We start from the raw sequence: 15,619 nt of genomic DNA, 5'->3' as shown, positions 1-15,619 counted from the left end.
TTCCAGTTATTTCCGCAGTCTTCAACCACCAAGAAAGGGGAAACATCATGAAAGCGATGAAAACGATGGGCGGCGCAATGGTCCTGGCTGGCAGCGCCATGTTTGCAGGGTCGGCTTACGCTGGCGCCGGCGCCAACGTCAACGCCTGTATCAGCCTGCCGACCAAGCCGGCGCAAGCGATGACGGTGTCGGTCACGGCCGGCGGTGCCGGCACCCACTGCATGAACGACAAAGGCAACAGCACCAGCTTTACCGTCAACTCGGCCGGCGTGACTTGTGCTCCGGTAGGCTACGTCGAAGCCAAGGCCAGCTCCACCAAGGGCGACACCTGCGCCACCGACTCGTCGAACTGGCCGCTGAGCTACTCGATCAGCAATACAGCCTTCAGCGGCGCCACCCAGTCCGGCTGGAGCGGCTCAGGCACCCGCAACAGCATCAACCTGGAAAACCCGTCCAAGGACACCGTGGTATGCGGCAGCGGCACGCTGTGCAACGCCACCTCCTGGAACTGGGACCACGGCACGCAGGGTCCGCTGTACATCATCTTCCAGCCGCAAGGCCAGTGAGGCACAGGCGATCATGGAGCGGATTCCATCCGGCGAAGTGATCGTCCAGGGCGCCGGCGGCGCGCTTCCCTGGGAGCGTGCCGCCCTGTCCCTGCCGATTCTGTGCCTGCTCGCGGCAGGCACGGGAATGGTGGCATGGACCGGCCAGCAAAGCCTGGCGTCGCTGGCTTTGCTGCTCCTGCTGCCGGTGCTGGTGTTCCGCGCCAGGCGGCGCGGCGCGGCCTTCTGCATCGCCTTTGCCTACTATGGAACGGCAACGCGCGCCGTGCCAGGCATCATCAGCTATTTTTTCCCGTCCCTGCCGCCAGGCGCGAGCCTGTCGCTGTGGGCCGGGCATACCGCCTTGCTGTCCCTGCCCTGGGCGCTCGCGCTGGCCCCGCCGGCAGCAGGCGCAGCGCGCCGTGCCGCAATGGTACTGGTCGCGATGGTCATGGTCACCATCCCGCCGGTCGGGCTGTTTCATTGGGGCTCGCCCTTGATGGTGGCAGGCCTGCTTTATCCCGGCTGGCAATGGGCCGGGCTGCTGCTCACTGCGCTGCTGGCGGCGCTGCTGGTGGCCAGCCAATGGAACACGCGGCGCATCCACATGGCGATCGCCTGCCTCCTGGCGCTGTCCGCCGGGGCCAATGCCAGCTACCGCGAGCCCGTCCCGCCAGCGGGCTGGCAAGCGGTTTCCCTTAACCTCGGCAAGAGCCCGGAGCTGTGGTCCGACGACATGGCTGCGCGGCGCGACATGCTGGCCGACATCGCCATGCGCGAATTGGCTGGCGGCGCGAAGGTTGTCATCTTCCCGGAGTCGATATCGGGCTCAAGCCGGCGTTCGCAGCAGGCCCTGTGGCAGCGCGTGTCCGAGGCTGCCAGGCAACGCGGCGCCACCGTCCTGGTCGGCGAAGAAAGCTGGAACCCGGCACGCACCAGTTTCCACAATGCCCTGATCGGCTATGGTACGGCCAGGGACGGCGGCGGCGTGGTCGTGTCTTCCATGGTGCCAATGCCGGTCGGGGACTGGAAGTTCGGCCTGGAAGAAGGCGCCGAGACCAATATCTTCGGCAGCGACCTGGTTGCACTGCACGGACTGAACGTCGCCTTCTCCATGTGCTACGAAGACTTCCTGCTGTGGCCGCACCGCGGCTTGCTGGCCGGCGGCGCCGGGCTGATGGTGTCGGCCACCAATCAATGGCCGTCCAGCGGAACATCGGCCGAAACTTCCCAGGACCGCTCGCGCGCCGCCCTCGCCAGGCTGGCAGGCGTGGCCCTGTTGACCGCAAAAAACCGCTGAGGGGGCCATATGAACGCATCCATTCCCGCCGGGCGCCTGTTTAGCATGCCATACGCCCTGCTGCTTCCCTTGCTGCCGATGGCAGCCATATTCCTGCTCCTCCTGCCCGCAACGCCTGCGCACCGGATTCCCGAGCAGTTTCCTCTATGGGCCTTCTTCTTCGGCTTGCCGCACATCGTGTCCAGCTTCCAGACCATGTGCGATGCCGAATATCTGGCGGCCTACCGGCAGCGGGCAGCCAGGCTACTGTGCATTTTGTTCTTGCCGCTTGCCCTGGTTAGCGCTGGCGTGCCGGCGTCGCTGTTGCTGGTCGTCGTCCTCATCCTCACCCAGCATCACATCGTCGCACAACAATATGGCATGTCGCTGGCCGTCGCCCGCATGCGCCCGACGCTAGCCTTTGCCGTCTGCAAATGGAGCACGATCGGCTTGGGGGTGCTGGCAACGTTCCAGACTTATGCGGCCAACGAATTTGAAGGGACCGCGCAATTTTCCGTGCTGACCGCATTGGCAGGCCACCTGGCATGGCCGATGCTCATGCTGATGCTTGCCAGCGGCGGCTTGCTGGTCTGGCGTTCGCGCCACAGCAGCGCGGGAGCGATCATCTTCGTCATGAATGTGCTGTTGTTTGCGACCGCCCTGCTGCTGATCTTCCACACCCCTTACGCGCTGGCCGGGCTCATGCTCGTGCGCATCCTGCACGACGTTTCCGGTTTCGTGGTCTACATTGGACACGACGCGGCACGCAACGCCACGCGGCGCTGGAATGTGCTGTACCGCGCCATTCCCTTCCTTCCCGTGTGGTTGCTGAACCTGGCGTTTGCCATCGGCCTCGCCGCCGGGTTGACCTATTGCGCCAACCGTGTCGCCGCGATCGGCTGGCTGGTCACCGGCCTGACGCTCGCCCATTACTATATGGAGAGTTTCATCTGGCGCGGCCCGACGCCGCACCGGCAACACTTCAAGTTCTCCGCCGCATAGTTGAGGACTATTGATCGGCGAAATTGGATTCCAGCATGTCCAGGAAAGCGCGCGTCTTGGCCGGCATCAGTCGGCGGCCAGGAAAGACCGCCCAGCCGGTGACTTGAGGAAAGCACCAGTCGGGCAGCACGCGCACCAGTTCACCGCGCGCGACCAGTGGCGCCGCGAACTGCGTGGTGCAGGTAGCGATGCCCATGCCGGTAGCGGCCATGCGCGTCAGCAGCTCCGGCGAATTTGCCATCAAGCGCACTGGCAGGTCGCGCTCCCAGGTCGTCTTGCCACGCGTGAGCGTCCAGCGCACCAGTCCATTCGGCATCGGCCGCAAGCTTAAGAGTTCGTGCTTGAACAAGTCGTCCGGATGCTCGGGCAGGCCATGCACCACGGTGTAGGACGACGCGGCGTACAGCCCCCAACTCGATATCAGCACCTTGCGCGCCGCCAGCGTGGCGTCGTCGGGCAAGGCCCCCATGCGGATCGCAATATCGAAATTCTCCGCCACCAGGTCGACCCGCCGCGGCGACAGGTCCAGCTCAAGTTTGATACCCGGGTACCTGGCCATGAACGCCGGCAGGATCGCCGCCAGGTAGACGTTGGCAAAATCGGCCGGCATCGACACCCGCAGCAAGCCGCTGGGCGCCTGTTGGCGGTGCTGGGCCAGCGCCCCGGCAGCCTCGGTCTCCTCCGCTACCCGGCGCGCGTGTTCGAGCAAGCTGGCGCCAAACTCCGTCAGCACCAGTTTACGGGTGGTACGAGTCAACAGTCGCTCGCCCAGCCTGGCCTCGAGCTGGGTCAGGCGGCGGGAAACTGTCGATTTTGGCAACTGCAGGCGCTCGGAAACCTGGCTCAGGCTGCCAAATTCCACGATACGGGCGAACAACAGCAAGTCGCTGGGGTCGAGTTCGGTCATCTTTCGGCTCCTTGTTCCACCAATGGAACAATGTTATCCATTTTAACGTCTTCTGCATCAAATATGGAACCGCTATAGTTACTCCATCGCAGCAACTAACCGAATACTGAAAGGAAGCACACCATGAACATCCTGCAAATCAACTCCAGCGCAAAAAGCTCCGGCTCCGAATCCACCCGCGTGGCAAGCAATATCGTGAACAAGCTGCTGGCGGCTAACCCGGGCGCCACCGTCGAAGTACGCGACCTGGCTGCCAACCCGCACCCGGTGCTGGACGAAGCTGCACTGCAGGCCCTGTTCACCCCAGCCAACCAGCGCAGCGCTGAACAAGCTGCCCGCGTGGCCCTGGATGACGCCCTGATCGCCCAGGTGCAGGCGGCCGACGTGATCGTGCTGGGCGCGCCGATGTACAACTTCGGCATCACCGTGCAACTGAAATCCTGGTTCGACGCGATTGCCCGCGCCGGTGTCACCTTCAAGTACACCGAAAACGGTCCGCTCGGCCTGCTGCAGGGGAAAAAAGTCTATGTCGCCACCTCGCGCGGCGGCATGCACAAGGATGCGCCAACCGATACCCAGTTCCCGCACCTGAAGATGTTCCTGGCTTTCATTGGCCTGACCGACGTGGAATACGTGTTCATCGAAGGCCAGGGCTATGGTCCGGAAGTGGCCGCGCAGCAGAAGGCTGCTGCCGATGCACGCGTTGAAGAACTGCTGGCTTAATTAAAAGGAAAGAAGACATGGACAACATTGCACAAACCCGCACAGTGGAACGGATTATCCGCGGCCAGGCCGTGATGGATGGCGCTGGCGTGAAGATCAATCGCGTGTTGACCCAACCACTGCAGCGTCGCCTCGACCCGTTCCTGATGCTGGACAATTTCGGCTCGGAGCAAGCCAACGATTACATCGCAGGCTTCCCCGACCACCCACACCGCGGCTTTGAAACGGTCACTTATATGCTGACCGGCCGCATGCGGCACCGCGACAGCGCCGGCAATGAAGGCCTGCTGGCCAGCGGTGGCGTGCAGTGGATGACGGCCGGCCGTGGCGTGATCCACTCCGAAATGCCGGAACAGGCGGAAGGCTTGATGGAGGGCTTCCAGTTGTGGCTTAACTTGCCTGCCAGGGACAAGATGCAGCAGCCTTGGTACAAGGATTTCCAGGCCGGTGAAATCCCGGTGGTGAAGACCGCAAACGGTGTAACCGTTCGTATCATCGCCGGCGAAAGCCAGGGCGTGGCAGGCGCAGTGCAACGCGAGGTGACGGAACCGCTGTATCTCGACGTGGAACTGCCTGCTGGAGAAGCATTCAGCCAGGCGATCCGCGCGGGCCATAACGCCTTCATCTACACCTATCGTGGTGAGGTGACGGTGGATGGCAAGGCGGTGCCTGCACAGAGCATGGCGATCCTGGCCAACAATGCGGGCGCCGATGGCGTGACCATCAAGGCTGGTCCTGACAGCCGCTTCATCCTGTTGTCGGGCAAGCCGCTGAATGAGCCGATCGTGCAGTACGGCCCATTCGTGATGAATTCGCAGGCCGAGATTTTCCAGGCCGTCGAAGACTTCCGTGCCGGCCGCCTGGGCGAGGAAGCGCACGCTGCCTAAGCAGTGGCGGTACAATGGCCGCCATGAGCTCCATCATCATTGATTGGGTGAAGAAGCTGAGCCACGCGCTCGGCTTCGACACCGCCGACGCCTTCCCGCCCGGCCACCAGTACGCACGTACCCGGTGGGCGGGCGCGTATTTCGACATTCCCTCCGATACCAAGGCCGACGACATCGAGCGCCGCATCTGCGAAGCGATCGCCAATACGCCGCTGGTGTTTGCCCATATCGAAAACCCCACGCCACGCATGCAACGCGTCGTGATCGACGTGATCGAACGGCGCCTGCGCCAGAACCACGAGCGCGAAGCGGCGCAACTGGCCGCCTTGCTGATCCGCGCATATGATAGCCCGCATACTGCCGAAGCGGCCGCGGGGCTGCGCCGCGCCATCGAAGCCACCGACGGCTACGAGGCTCCGGCCCGCGTGCGTGCGCTGTTTGCCTTCCTGACCGACGCCCGGAACGACAACATCATTGAGATGCGCAGCTAGTCCTTGGGGATGTAGCTCATATCGGCGCGGTAGCGCAGCAGTTCGGTGCGCACGCCACGTACCAGCGCCCTCGCCCCCGGCGGCAATACTTCCGGCAAGTCCGACGCTGCGCCAAAACTCGGCACGGCGCGCATCAGCACATACTGGCCGCCGGCGCCACCGATCTGCAAGCGATACCAGGTGAACCGGGGCGCCGCGCGGCCGGTGTTGGCAGGCGCTGTGGCTCCCGCCGCCAATTGGCGTTCGAAAGCCGTCTCCTCGCCGGGTGCGACGGTGTACGTCGCCATCGCCAGGAACGGCGACGCATCCGGCAGCGGCTGCCCAACGCTGGCCGCATCCAGCCGGCGGAACACGCCGTGACTCAGGAAGTCGGCATGGGGCACGACATTCGCTGCGTTATCGGCCGCATCGCCTGTCGGCTGCACTGCGGCGTCGAAGTTGGCTGCCGCATGACCGAACGTGCCATCCATGAACATGCCAAGCCGCTCGCCCAGCACGAAAGACCAGCCATGCCAGGTCCAGCGATCGTTGGCGCCCTTGTGCCACTCGAGGTGGCGCTGGTAGCCTTGCTCGAAGGCTGTGCTTTGGCCTGGCTTCGGCTGGATCACGACCATCCGCGCGAAAGGTCCGGCGGCGGGCTGTGCGAATGCTTGCGCGCTAAGGAGTAACAGGGACGCTGCCAACAGTTGCTTCATTCGATCTCCGTTTGAGGTTGTTCGGAATGAAGCGCTCGCGGAGGCTCATGAACGGCGCTTCGACCGCAAAATATAGCAGCCATCCGGCAAAAATGCTGGCCGCGATCATGATGGCGATCGAGTCCAGGTCGACCGGCTCCCAATGGTCGGCCAGCAGGACGCATAGCTGCTTGTGCGTCAGGTAGATCGAATAAGACCAGAGGGCAATCGCGCCCATGCCGGGAATGCGGGTGCGGTGCAGCAGCGAGCCTTCGCTGAGGGCGGCCAGCAGCAAGGTGGCAAAGGCTACGCCCAGCAATGGGTAGCCGAAGACCGACATGCCCCAGCTAAAGTGGTGTTCGAGGAACAGCCAGAAAGCCAGAGCCGTCAATGCCGAACCGGCAGCCAGCATCCAGTTCCCATGCCGGGTCAGGCGCTGCCATAGCGTTGGATGGAAGTTGCGCAGCATGGCCAGGGCGACGCCTGCCAGCAATTCGTCGAAGCGCGACAGCGTGGAGTAGTAGATAAGGGTGTAGTAACTGCGGCTTCCGCGCTCGCCAAGATCCATGGCCGGCTGCCACCAGCCATCGCGCAGCCACATCCCCGCCGCGATAGCGGAAACCAGCGCCGCCCATCCCAGCGCCAGCGCAAGGGCGCGGGAGGATCCCGCCCGTGTGACCGCAGCGATGGCCAGCGCGATCGGCGGCAACAGCAGGTAGAACTGCTCCTCCACGCACAGCGACCATGCGTGCGAGAACAGGGTCCCCGGCTTGAGATTGATATTCAGGGTGAAGGTCAGGTACTTCCACCACGGCGCATGCGGCGAATTGCCCGCCCAATACGGCCAGTACGCATACAGAGCCAGCACCGCCAGGTAAGCCGGCACGGTCCGCAGCAAGCGGCGCGCATAAAAATTCGGCAGCGATAGGCCAGGCCCGCGCAAGGCGGAAAACACCTGGTTACCAATCAGGTAACCGGAAAGCGCAAAGAACAAATCCACGCCGGCCCAGCCGATTTCGCTGAACCAGCCAAAGGTCGGTTGGTGGCTGACGAAGGACATGTAATGGTTGGCAAACACCAGCATGATGGCCAGCGCGCGCAAAGTATCCAGGCCATGGACGCGGGAAGATCGATTCATGCGCGCATTGTACCTGCGCTAGAATATTGGCCACTTATTCGCCACCAGGGAACAGCATGACCGACGCCAGCAAAATGCATTTCAAATCTGTCAATTACACCGGCCAGGCCAAGGGCCGCCGCCTGATCATCACTGGCGCCGTGCACGGCAACGAAACCTGCGGCACCAAAGGCATCCTGCGCGTCATGGAGCAACTGGACAAAGGCGAGCTGCACATCCTGAATGGCAGCGTGACCTTCGTGCCGATCACCAATCCGCTGGCATACCAGAAAGGCGAGCGCTCCGGCGATCGTAACCTGAACCGCAACCTGTTCCCAACCGACACCCCGCAAGACTTCGAGGACCACATCGCCAACTGGCTGTGCCCCCTGCTCGGCCAGCATGAAATCCTGCTGGACCTGCATTCCTTCAACGCCCAGAGCCAGCCTTTCGTCATGGTGGGTCCGCGCAATAACGACGGCACCTTGCAACCCTTCAAGCACGAAGCGGAAGAACGCGCCATGGCGCGCATCCTCGGCGTCAAGCGCTTCGTCGACGGCTGGATGGCCACCTATGGCGCCGGCGTACAGCGCCGCCTGCGCAACCACAGCGAAGTGCAGACCGTCCTGAAATATGGCGTCGGCACTACCGAATACATGCGCAGCACCGGCGGCATGGCCCTGACCCTGGAATGCGGCCAGCACTTCGACCCGAATGCGCCTGACGTGGCCTACCGCGCCATCATGAACGTACTGGCCCATTTCGGCCTGATCGACGCGCCCAAGCCGCAGCCAATCGCGCTGGAAGACATGGAATACCTGTCGATGATCGAAGTGCACGACAAACTGGATCCCGCCGATGCTTTCAGCCGCACCTGGTCCAGCTTCGACCGACTGTCGGTCGGCGACGAGATCGGCCGCCGCGCCGATGGCAGTGCCGTGCTGGCGCCGTTCGACGCTTATATGTTGTTCCCCGACGTCAATGCAAAACCGAATGCCGAATGGTTCTACCTCGCCAAAGTGAGTGACTCTTTCGTCTGATAGCCATTAGTTCTAAAATCGCGGTAAGGGGGTAAACAATATGAAAATATTCCCACTTGCCGCGCTTGACCCGATGCGCGCAGCGAGCGCGTTGCTGCTTGCGGCACTGCCGTTTATGGCGGGTGCCGCCGACCTTGTATTGCGCGTCACCGGCCAGGAAAGCCTTCCGCCGAAATGGATCCAGCAAGACGGCAGCGCATCCACTGGGGTCTGCCCCGACATTCTTGCAGCCATCTCCCGCATCGAACCGCGGATTCGCTTCACGGGCCTGGACGACATCCGCTCGGCGCTGGTAATCGAACAGAATCTACGCCTTGGCAACGCCGATATTGCCTGCGCCCTGGTTTCGACGCCATTGCGCCGCCATATTGCCATCGCCATTCCCCAGCCTTTGTACATCTCGCGCCAACGCCTGGCGGCGGCCGCCGACGATACCGCTGAAATCAATTCGCTGGACGACCTGGCTCGCCTCAACGCCCTTGTCACAACCTCCCGCGGCGCCGCCTATATCGACCAGTTGCGCGCACGCGGCATTACAGTCGATGACAGCACCGGCAGCAACGTCACCAACCTGCGGAAAATCCTGGCCGGCCATGGGCGCTATTTCTATATGAACGAGTTGACCCTGCACTGGCTGATCCGCGAACAAAAACTGCAAGGCAAGGTCAAGCTGGTGCCCGCCATCCTGCAAGAAGACTCGATGTTCCTGTGGGTGAGCAAGAAGGCGCCGCCGCAGGCAGCGCCGTTGCTGGCCGCTGCGGTCCGGAAGCTGAGCGATAGCGGCGAACTGGCGCGTATCTACGCACGCTGGTCGGGCGAATCGGGCGTCGGCCCGCGCAGCGATTAGTGCGGCGAGAGGATTTTCAGGCCGGCGATGCCAAGCACGATCATGGCGATGCACACCAGGCGCGCCACGCTGGCCGGCTCGTTCAGCATCATGATGCCCCAGATGACAGTGCCCACGGTACCGATGCCGGTCCAGATGGCGTAAGCGGTTCCCAGCGGCAGTGCGCGCAGCGCCAGCCCAAGCAGGATGACGCTGCCGGCCATGGCGGCCAGCGTGACGGCGCTTGGCAGCAGTTTGGTGAAACCTTCGGTGTATTTGAGTCCGACAGCCCACACTACTTCCAGCAGGCCAGCGAGTAACAGGACGATCCAATGCATGATGCTCTCCCAAGTCATGACGGGGTCGTCCCCGCCTGGCTCCCTGGTCTTGCGGCGAGGTCGTCCCCGCAGGAGAAGGCCGACAGTATATCATTGGGGTCCATAACTTTCAGGGAGCTCCCCAATGCTGCTGTTCGCGCAGATCGCCGTCGCCATCGTCCTGCTGATCCACGTTTATATCGTCCTGCTGGAAACCGTCTTCTTCGATACCCGCGGCCGCCGCGTGTTCGGACTGTCTGCGGAAAAGGCGGCCATCGTCAAGCCGGCCATGTCGAACCAGGGCTGCTATAACGGCTTCCTGGTGGCGGCATTGGCTGTCGGCTTGTTACATGGTGAACCGGCGGTGCGTTCCGCCTTCATTACTTATGGCCTGCTGTGCATTGCCGTCGCCGGCATCTGGGGCGGCCTGACCGTGAGCAAGCGCATCATCTTCGTGCAGACCGTGCCGGCCGTCGTAGCGCTGGTGCTTTACCACTTAGCATAAAAACAAGTCTTGAATTTCATCGCCATGCTCCGATATATGTATCGGTATTTTCCGATATACTTATCGTGAAACACCGAAATATGACCAACTCAATTGACATTGATGCAATCCACAAGGCCCTGGCCAATCCGGTCCGGCGCCAGATCCTGTCCTGGCTGAAAGAGCCGGACGCCTGGTTCAGCGAACAGGTCGCGCCGCTGTCCCTGGGCGTCTGCGCCGGCATGATCGACAAGCAGACCGGCTTGTCGCAATCGACCGTCTCCGGCCACCTCACCATCCTGCAAAAAGCGGGACTGGTAACGGTGCAGCGGATCGGCCAGTGGAATTTCTTCAAGCGCAATGAGGAGGTCATCCTGCAATTTATTGAGCATGAGAGGAATACCTTATGAGCACCCTGTTCGACTCCATCACCATCGGCGCCCTGACCCTGAAAAACCGCGTCATCATGGCGCCCCTCACCCGTTCGCGCGCCGTTGGCGGCAAGCGCGTGCCGAATGCCTTGATGGCCGAGTACTACGCGCAGCGCGCCACCGCTGGCCTGATCATCAGCGAAGCGACTTCCGTTACTCCTGAGGGCGTGGGCTATGAAAATACCCCTGGCATCTGGTCCGACGAACAGGTTGAAGGCTGGAAGCTGGTTACCGAAGCGGTGCACGCCAAGGGCGGCAAGATCGTGCTGCAACTGTGGCACGTGGGCCGTATTTCCGACCCTAGCCTGCTGGACGGCCAGGCTCCGGTGGCGCCAAGCGCAATTGCAGCCAAGGGCAATGTCAGCCTGCTGCGCCCTCCACGCCCATACGCGGTGCCGCGCGCACTGGATACCGCCGAAATCGCCGGCGTGGTCGAGGCTTATCGCAAGGGCGCCGAAAACGCCAGGAAAGCGGGCTTCGATGGCGTGGAAATCCACGGCGCCAATGGCTACCTGCTCGACCAGTTCCTGCAGGATTCGACCAACCAGCGCAATGACCAATACGGCGGCAGCATTGAAAACCGTGCCCGCCTGATGCTGGAAGTGACCGATGCCGTGATTGGCGTCTGGGGTGCCGATCGCGTTGGCATGCACCTGGCGCCGCGCCGCGATGCGCACGACATGGGCGATTCGGCGCCCGCGGAAACCTTCGGCTATGTAGCGCGCGAACTGGGCAAGCGTGGCATTGCCTTCATCGCAGCCCGCGAAGCCGTTGGCGATGACTCGCTAGGCCCGTTGCTGAAGCGCGAATTCGGCGGGGTCTATATCGCCAACGAGAAGTTTGATGTGGCGGGCGCGCAAGCGGCCTTGGCCGAAGGACGTGCGGATGCGATTGCCTGGGGCAAGGACTTCATTGCCAATCCAGATCTGCCGCGCCGCCTGCAGACTGGCGCGGCATTGAATGCGCAGCGACCGGAGTTGTTCTATGCGCCGTCGGCCGAAGGATATACCGACTATCCAGCGCTCGCCTAAACCGGCATCCCAGCCGGACGGCCAGGTGTCTGACCCTGCGGGTCAGACACCGGTTTACCGGTTTACCGGTTTAACGGTTCGCAGAATAGTTCACAGGAAAGAACCGATACCCCTTCCCTTCCGCCCGCAAATGCCCCACGCCCGGGAACGGCAAGTGCGCCGCCCCCATCCAATAGCCCTGCTTCGCGGCTTCCGCAAACGCCGCCTTGCGCTGGGCCAACGCTGCCTTCGAATCGCTGTCAAACTGGATCGTCACACCCGGATCAGGGAATTGCACCGCCGCGTTGTGCATCAAGTCGCCAATCAGCACCAGCTTCTGCCCTTTGCTCTCCACCACATACGTAGTGTGGCCCGGCGTATGGCCATAGCTGGAAGTCGACCGCACGCCTGGCACCAGTTCGGTATTGCCTTCAAATGGCTTGACCTTGCCTGCATAACCGGACACCGCACTGATCGGCCCCTGGAAATTGCCCTTCGCTTCAGCGCTGGCCTTATCCAGGTTCGCTTTGCTCAGGAAGAAATCCGCATCACGCTTGTCCATGCGCACCACAGCGTTCGGGAAGGCTGGCTTATCCTGCGCACCCAGGCCGCCGACGTGGTCGCCGTGCAAGTGGGTGATGTAGATCTCGTCAACCTGCTCTGGCTGGTAGCCGGCCGCTTTCAGGCTGGTCAGGATATTGCCCAGGGTTGGGCCGAACAGGCCGCCGGCGCCGGTATCGATCAGCACCAGTTTCGAACCAGTGTTGACCAGGAAGGCGTTGACCGAGGTTTCCACCGGCGTCTTCAGGAAATTATGCTCCAGTGCCTTGTTGGTTTTCTCAGGCTTCTGGTGCAGCAGCTGATCCATCGGCAGGTCAATTGTGCCGTCGTTCAGCACGGTCACCTCGAAGTCGCCCACATTCATGCGGTAGAAGCCAGCTTGGGTTTTCGCCATCGGCGCTGCGGCTTGTGCGGCGCCTGCAATGGCGGCGATTGCAAACGGTACGGCGAGCTTTTTCAGGATCATGCGATCTCCCTCTTGTTAGTTGCCAAAACGCTAGATTAGCGTAAACGGCAACTACATGCTCGTCGGTACCCGCAGCATGACGGAGACGTCCGGCGTATCGCGCGTCAAGCCGGCTCCCACCGAAACATTGACCGTCTGTTTCGCGTTCAGCCGGTAGGAAAACCCCACCAGCAAGGTGCCCAGTTGCGTGCGCACCGAGCCCGGTGCGGGAACGCCATTCTGCCGCGTGCGCGCGATCGAGCTATGGTCGTAACCGAAGCTGAGGGAAGCTTTTTCATTCAGCGCCAGGCCAACGCCGAAATTGAAACCGATCACCGCGCCCGGCTTCACGGTACCGAGCGGTTCGCGCTCGCCATCGAGCACCAAACGGCTCAGGTTCTTGCGCTGGAAGTTGTGCAGGTAGCTCACGCTGCCGAAGAGGACCGCCGGATCGCTCGGGTACAGCCACGTCAGGCTGGGCTGCAAGGCGTAGAAGCCGGAACCGGTCGGCAGTTCCAGCGGCAAGCCGGTACCGGTCGCGTTCTCGCCGATGCAGCGCCGCACGCAGTCCGTCACGACGTCAAACGGGTCGCGCCCGGTGCGCGTCTTGAAACGCAGGCCCGCCACATAGTATGGCTTGTCGGCGCCGCCATCATTGAGCTGGTGGCGCAGCGAGAGTTCGACGTCGCCCACGGCATGGCCGCTGACGTCAAATACTTTTTCGACCGCCGTGCCGGTGAATACTTCGCGGCTGACGGTGGAATCGGAGCGGTAAATGTAGGGCAGGCGCAACTCGAGTTCGGTGCGGTTGCTCACGCCATAACGCCCGCTCAGGGTGGCTGTGCTGGTGTTGCGCTTCACTTCGCGCACGTCGATCAGGCCGATCAGCAAGGCGGGGATGATGGTATAGCCCACCAATGCAACGCGGTTGCTGGAGGAATAGCCGAACTGGAAAGCGGGCTCAAGAACCAACTTGCCGCGCGCAGTCAGCACGCCAGGGTTTTCAAAGATCGGCGCCACTTCCGGCGGTTTGCTGTCGCGCTTCGGCGGCTGTCCCACGGCCAGTGCCGGCTGCGGCGCACCGCCCGGCGGCGGCACGTTGGGCTGCGGCTGGCTTTGCGCAGCGCCCGCCGCGGCACCTGCACCGCCGGTGCCGCGCGCGGAAGCCAGCCGCTCCTCCGCCACCTGGCGCCGCAAGTCTTCCAGCAAGGCGCGCTGTTCGGCCAGCGCCTGCTTCAACTCGGTCAGCTCGGCGGCCAGTTCCGCATTGCTGCGCTGTTCAGTCGGCACCTGGGCCAGCGCCGACTGGCTCGCAAGGAGCATGATCCCGGCCGCGAAATTCTTTGCAAGCATCGTTCCCTCCCTAGCGGGGCACAATGACGTTGGTTAATGCCTGGCGCAGGTTGCCCTCCAGGTTCAGTCCTTTCAGGGTCGACAGCGCATTGACCGTCAGGTCGATCGTGGTCAGGCTGCGGATCAACTGTCCGTTCGCATTGTTCTGCACCAGTATTGGCGCCAGGGCCGCACCCGCCTCGGGCGAATTGGCCAAGCGCGCCACGTCGGCCAGCTCCACGCGGTTGCGCGCCACCACCACGCCATTCACTTCGACCATGCGCTCGACGCCCAGCGCTACCAGCAAGCCGCTGGCGTTCTCAAAACCGCCACGGGCTTGTTCCAATTGCGCGTCAGGCGCGGGAGCCCAGCCCTCAGGCGGGCCCTGTGCCATGGCAGGCATCGCCAACACCAGCCACCAGCACGCACCTGCGCCGATTCCTCGCTTCATGCCGACCTCCTCTCAAAAATCACTGGCGCCCAGCTTTGGCAGTGTCACATCGCGCAGGCTGTCGCGCACAATGCCCTCCGACAGCAGCGCCTGCGGCGCCACGCGCCAGTCCGCCGCTTCATTGAAGTGCGGCTTGCCGGGCCGCCCATGGATCACGAACAGCAGGCGGTTCTGCCAGATCGCTTCAAAGCCCTGGCGCGACAAGGCGCGCGTGCCGCCGGCCGGATCCCCGATCAGCACCCGCTCGCCCTGCACGCCCTTGATCACCACGAAGTGGCGATAGCCGTTATCGGCCACTAGCACGATCGCCGGCAATCCAGCCTGGGCCAGCTTGTCCAGCGCCTGCTCGAAGCCGTCCGCCGTGAAGCCGCGCGTGGCCAGATAGCGCTTCATGTCCAGCAAGGAAAAGCCCTCGCGCCGGATGCGCGGCTGGTCGCCGCGCACGAACATGTCACGGAAGATTTCCTGTTCCGTGACCGGAAAGTCGTAGTGGTGGCTGAGCAAGGTCGCCAAGGCCGCAGAGCCACAACTGAAATCGTATTGCTGCCGCACCGTCGTGCGGAAGCGTGCCTCTTTCAGGCTGGTCACCGGCACCATAAAACTGGCGCCGCCGGCTGCAAAGTCGGCGGCCTGCACGGCAAATGCCGGCAGCAATGCCAGAACGCTGATGAGGCCTCTCATTTGATCTGCACGTTGACGATGGTTGCATTCTGGATCAACACGTTGGCGCCCGAGTTCTGGATCACCATCGGCATGCCCGACGCGTTGCTGAACGCACCGTCAGTTACGATATTGGCACCGGTAACGACGTTCACCGCACTGTTGTTAGCCACGGTGCCGGCCAGCTTCATATCGCTCCACGGCGCATCGCTGCCGCCGCGCATCTGTTCAAGGCGCTCATCCTGCGCGGGGCGCTCATTGCCTGCCACCTGCGGAACCACGGGCGCGAGCCGCGATTCGGGCCGCGATTCGGGCGGGGGCGGGCCGGCCGCGGCAGACAGCGGGCCAAGCGGCAGCGCGCCCACCCAAGGGGACGCTGCCGCCAGACCCGGCGCCACTGCGGCGCTCAGGGCCAGGACTAGCACTGGCCTGCCTAA

At 63.0% G+C, this 15,619-nt stretch carries 20 protein-coding genes; 11 read left to right on the top strand and 9 right to left on the bottom strand.

Annotated elements, in window-relative coordinates; all coding sequences use genetic code 11:
* Positions 1 to 47: 47 nt before the first annotated feature.
* From ASD58_RS26630 to ASD58_RS26620, 3 genes are read left to right on the top strand one after another with little or no spacing between them, the layout of a single operon-like run.
* A complete protein-coding gene (locus ASD58_RS26630) occupies positions 48 to 566 on the top strand; it encodes a hypothetical protein (RefSeq protein ID WP_200951724.1) in 519 nt (172 codons plus the stop codon).
* Positions 567 to 579: 13 nt separating this feature from the next.
* Positions 580 to 1,845, top strand: a complete 1,266-nt coding sequence (locus ASD58_RS26625) for a hypothetical protein (protein WP_057264892.1) — start codon at positions 580 to 582, stop codon at positions 1,843 to 1,845.
* 9 nt (positions 1,846 to 1,854) lie between these two features.
* Complete coding sequence (locus tag ASD58_RS26620) at positions 1,855 to 2,826, top strand: hypothetical protein (protein ID WP_057264890.1); 972 nt, start codon at positions 1,855 to 1,857, stop codon at positions 2,824 to 2,826.
* A gap of 7 nt (positions 2,827 to 2,833) precedes the next feature.
* On the opposite strand, the gene ASD58_RS26615 is transcribed toward ASD58_RS26620, so the two are convergent.
* Entirely contained in the window at positions 2,834 to 3,733 is a 900-nt protein-coding gene (locus tag ASD58_RS26615; RefSeq protein ID WP_057264888.1) for a LysR family transcriptional regulator, read from the bottom strand.
* A gap of 123 nt (positions 3,734 to 3,856) precedes the next feature.
* Here ASD58_RS26615 and ASD58_RS26610 point away from each other — a divergent pair, with 123 nt between their 5' ends.
* The 3 genes from ASD58_RS26610 to ASD58_RS26600 are packed head-to-tail and all read left to right on the top strand — an operon-like array spanning position 3,857 to position 5,834.
* Positions 3,857 to 4,456 (top strand): FMN-dependent NADH-azoreductase, encoded by a 600-nt coding sequence (locus tag ASD58_RS26610; protein ID WP_057264886.1) that lies wholly within the window; start codon positions 3,857 to 3,859, stop codon positions 4,454 to 4,456.
* Between the two features lie 17 nt (positions 4,457 to 4,473).
* Positions 4,474 to 5,343 carry a pirin family protein gene (locus ASD58_RS26605; protein WP_057264884.1) on the top strand — a complete coding sequence of 290 codons (870 nt, stop codon included), beginning with the start codon at positions 4,474 to 4,476 and terminating at the stop codon, positions 5,341 to 5,343.
* 23 nt (positions 5,344 to 5,366) lie between these two features.
* Entirely contained in the window at positions 5,367 to 5,834 is a 468-nt protein-coding gene (locus ASD58_RS26600) for a hypothetical protein (protein WP_057265373.1), read from the top strand.
* On the opposite strand, the gene ASD58_RS26595 is transcribed toward ASD58_RS26600, so the two are convergent.
* Both ASD58_RS26595 and ASD58_RS26590 read right to left on the bottom strand, forming a co-directional pair.
* Complete coding sequence (locus tag ASD58_RS26595) at positions 5,831 to 6,529, bottom strand: hypothetical protein (protein ID WP_057264882.1); 699 nt, start codon at positions 6,527 to 6,529, stop codon at positions 5,831 to 5,833. The two genes, ASD58_RS26600 and ASD58_RS26595, sit on opposite strands and share 4 nt — an antisense overlap.
* The gene (locus ASD58_RS26590; protein ID WP_057264880.1) at positions 6,492 to 7,646 is read right to left on the bottom strand and encodes an acyltransferase; all 1,155 of its coding nucleotides are present in this window, start codon (positions 7,644 to 7,646) and stop codon (positions 6,492 to 6,494) included. Before ASD58_RS26590 ends, ASD58_RS26595 begins: the two co-directional genes overlap by 38 nt.
* A gap of 56 nt (positions 7,647 to 7,702) precedes the next feature.
* Between ASD58_RS26590 and ASD58_RS26585 the strand changes: the two genes are divergently transcribed.
* Positions 7,703 to 8,665, top strand: a complete 963-nt coding sequence (locus ASD58_RS26585; RefSeq protein ID WP_057264878.1) for a succinylglutamate desuccinylase/aspartoacylase family protein — start codon at positions 7,703 to 7,705, stop codon at positions 8,663 to 8,665.
* Positions 8,666 to 8,705: 40 nt separating this feature from the next.
* Positions 8,706 to 9,512: an ABC transporter substrate-binding protein gene (locus tag ASD58_RS26580; RefSeq protein ID WP_082565706.1), complete on the top strand. Its 807-nt coding sequence runs from the start codon at positions 8,706 to 8,708 to the stop codon at positions 9,510 to 9,512.
* Here ASD58_RS26580 and sugE read toward each other — a convergent pair.
* Positions 9,509 to 9,829 (bottom strand): quaternary ammonium compound efflux SMR transporter SugE, encoded by a 321-nt coding sequence (sugE, locus tag ASD58_RS26575; RefSeq protein WP_057265372.1) that lies wholly within the window; start codon positions 9,827 to 9,829, stop codon positions 9,509 to 9,511. The genes ASD58_RS26580 and sugE overlap by 4 nt on opposite strands.
* Before the next feature lie 124 nt (positions 9,830 to 9,953).
* Between sugE and ASD58_RS26570 the strand changes: the two genes are divergently transcribed.
* From ASD58_RS26570 to ASD58_RS26560, 3 genes are all read left to right on the top strand, one after another.
* The gene (locus ASD58_RS26570; protein ID WP_057264874.1) at positions 9,954 to 10,313 is read left to right on the top strand and encodes a DUF1304 domain-containing protein; all 360 of its coding nucleotides are present in this window, start codon (positions 9,954 to 9,956) and stop codon (positions 10,311 to 10,313) included.
* Positions 10,314 to 10,393: 80 nt separating this feature from the next.
* Positions 10,394 to 10,702, top strand: coding sequence for a helix-turn-helix transcriptional regulator (locus tag ASD58_RS26565; RefSeq protein ID WP_057264873.1), 309 nt, complete (start codon positions 10,394 to 10,396; stop codon positions 10,700 to 10,702).
* Positions 10,699 to 11,754, top strand: coding sequence for an alkene reductase (locus ASD58_RS26560; RefSeq protein ID WP_057264871.1), 1,056 nt, complete (start codon positions 10,699 to 10,701; stop codon positions 11,752 to 11,754). The genes ASD58_RS26565 and ASD58_RS26560 overlap by 4 nt, the downstream gene beginning before the upstream one ends.
* 70 nt (positions 11,755 to 11,824) lie before the next feature.
* Here ASD58_RS26560 and ASD58_RS26555 read toward each other — a convergent pair whose 3' ends face one another.
* The 5 genes from ASD58_RS26555 to ASD58_RS26535 are packed head-to-tail and all read right to left on the bottom strand — an operon-like array spanning position 11,825 to position 15,607.
* Positions 11,825 to 12,760 carry an MBL fold metallo-hydrolase gene (locus tag ASD58_RS26555; RefSeq protein ID WP_057264869.1) on the bottom strand — a complete coding sequence of 312 codons (936 nt, stop codon included), beginning with the start codon at positions 12,758 to 12,760 and terminating at the stop codon, positions 11,825 to 11,827.
* A gap of 51 nt (positions 12,761 to 12,811) precedes the next feature.
* Positions 12,812 to 14,092, bottom strand: coding sequence for an acetate kinase (locus tag ASD58_RS26550; protein ID WP_057264867.1), 1,281 nt, complete (start codon positions 14,090 to 14,092; stop codon positions 12,812 to 12,814).
* A gap of 10 nt (positions 14,093 to 14,102) precedes the next feature.
* Complete coding sequence (locus ASD58_RS26545; protein WP_057264866.1) at positions 14,103 to 14,522, bottom strand: hypothetical protein; 420 nt, start codon at positions 14,520 to 14,522, stop codon at positions 14,103 to 14,105.
* A gap of 12 nt (positions 14,523 to 14,534) precedes the next feature.
* Positions 14,535 to 15,203, bottom strand: coding sequence for a C39 family peptidase (locus ASD58_RS26540; protein WP_057264864.1), 669 nt, complete (start codon positions 15,201 to 15,203; stop codon positions 14,535 to 14,537).
* Positions 15,200 to 15,607, bottom strand: coding sequence for a hypothetical protein (locus tag ASD58_RS26535; RefSeq protein WP_057264862.1), 408 nt, complete (start codon positions 15,605 to 15,607; stop codon positions 15,200 to 15,202). The genes ASD58_RS26540 and ASD58_RS26535 overlap by 4 nt, the downstream gene beginning before the upstream one ends.
* Between the last annotated feature and the right edge of the window lie 12 nt (positions 15,608 to 15,619).

The sequence above is a fragment of the Duganella sp. Root1480D1 genome (assembly GCF_001427305.1).
In the GTDB taxonomy this organism is placed as follows: Bacteria; Pseudomonadota; Gammaproteobacteria; order Burkholderiales; family Burkholderiaceae_D; genus Rugamonas.
Note: the sequence above shows the minus strand (reverse complement) of the source record. Positions and strands in the feature narration are given on the sequence as shown.

What these genes read in the sequence shown, in the direction of transcription:
- ASD58_RS26630 (WP_200951724.1), top strand. Translation starts at nt 48, where the DNA reads ATGAAAGCGATGAAAACGATGGGCGGCGCAATGGTCCTGGCTGGCAGC.
- ASD58_RS26625 (WP_057264892.1), top strand. Translation starts at nt 580, where the DNA reads ATGGAGCGGATTCCATCCGGCGAAGTGATCGTCCAGGGCGCCGGCGGC.
- ASD58_RS26620 (WP_057264890.1), top strand. Translation starts at nt 1,855, where the DNA reads ATGAACGCATCCATTCCCGCCGGGCGCCTGTTTAGCATGCCATACGCC.
- ASD58_RS26615 (WP_057264888.1), bottom strand. Translation starts at nt 3,733, where the DNA reads ATGACCGAACTCGACCCCAGCGACTTGCTGTTGTTCGCCCGTATCGTG.
- ASD58_RS26610 (WP_057264886.1), top strand. Translation starts at nt 3,857, where the DNA reads ATGAACATCCTGCAAATCAACTCCAGCGCAAAAAGCTCCGGCTCCGAA.
- ASD58_RS26605 (WP_057264884.1), top strand. Translation starts at nt 4,474, where the DNA reads ATGGACAACATTGCACAAACCCGCACAGTGGAACGGATTATCCGCGGC.
- ASD58_RS26600 (WP_057265373.1), top strand. Translation starts at nt 5,367, where the DNA reads ATGAGCTCCATCATCATTGATTGGGTGAAGAAGCTGAGCCACGCGCTC.
- ASD58_RS26595 (WP_057264882.1), bottom strand. Translation starts at nt 6,529, where the DNA reads ATGAAGCAACTGTTGGCAGCGTCCCTGTTACTCCTTAGCGCGCAAGCA.
- ASD58_RS26590 (WP_057264880.1), bottom strand. Translation starts at nt 7,646, where the DNA reads ATGAATCGATCTTCCCGCGTCCATGGCCTGGATACTTTGCGCGCGCTG.
- ASD58_RS26585 (WP_057264878.1), top strand. Translation starts at nt 7,703, where the DNA reads ATGACCGACGCCAGCAAAATGCATTTCAAATCTGTCAATTACACCGGC.
- ASD58_RS26580 (WP_082565706.1), top strand. Translation starts at nt 8,706, where the DNA reads ATGAAAATATTCCCACTTGCCGCGCTTGACCCGATGCGCGCAGCGAGC.
- sugE (WP_057265372.1), bottom strand. Translation starts at nt 9,829, where the DNA reads ATGCATTGGATCGTCCTGTTACTCGCTGGCCTGCTGGAAGTAGTGTGG.
- ASD58_RS26570 (WP_057264874.1), top strand. Translation starts at nt 9,954, where the DNA reads ATGCTGCTGTTCGCGCAGATCGCCGTCGCCATCGTCCTGCTGATCCAC.
- ASD58_RS26565 (WP_057264873.1), top strand. Translation starts at nt 10,394, where the DNA reads ATGACCAACTCAATTGACATTGATGCAATCCACAAGGCCCTGGCCAAT.
- ASD58_RS26560 (WP_057264871.1), top strand. Translation starts at nt 10,699, where the DNA reads ATGAGCACCCTGTTCGACTCCATCACCATCGGCGCCCTGACCCTGAAA.
- ASD58_RS26555 (WP_057264869.1), bottom strand. Translation starts at nt 12,760, where the DNA reads ATGATCCTGAAAAAGCTCGCCGTACCGTTTGCAATCGCCGCCATTGCA.
- ASD58_RS26550 (WP_057264867.1), bottom strand. Translation starts at nt 14,092, where the DNA reads ATGCTTGCAAAGAATTTCGCGGCCGGGATCATGCTCCTTGCGAGCCAG.
- ASD58_RS26545 (WP_057264866.1), bottom strand. Translation starts at nt 14,522, where the DNA reads ATGAAGCGAGGAATCGGCGCAGGTGCGTGCTGGTGGCTGGTGTTGGCG.
- ASD58_RS26540 (WP_057264864.1), bottom strand. Translation starts at nt 15,203, where the DNA reads ATGAGAGGCCTCATCAGCGTTCTGGCATTGCTGCCGGCATTTGCCGTG.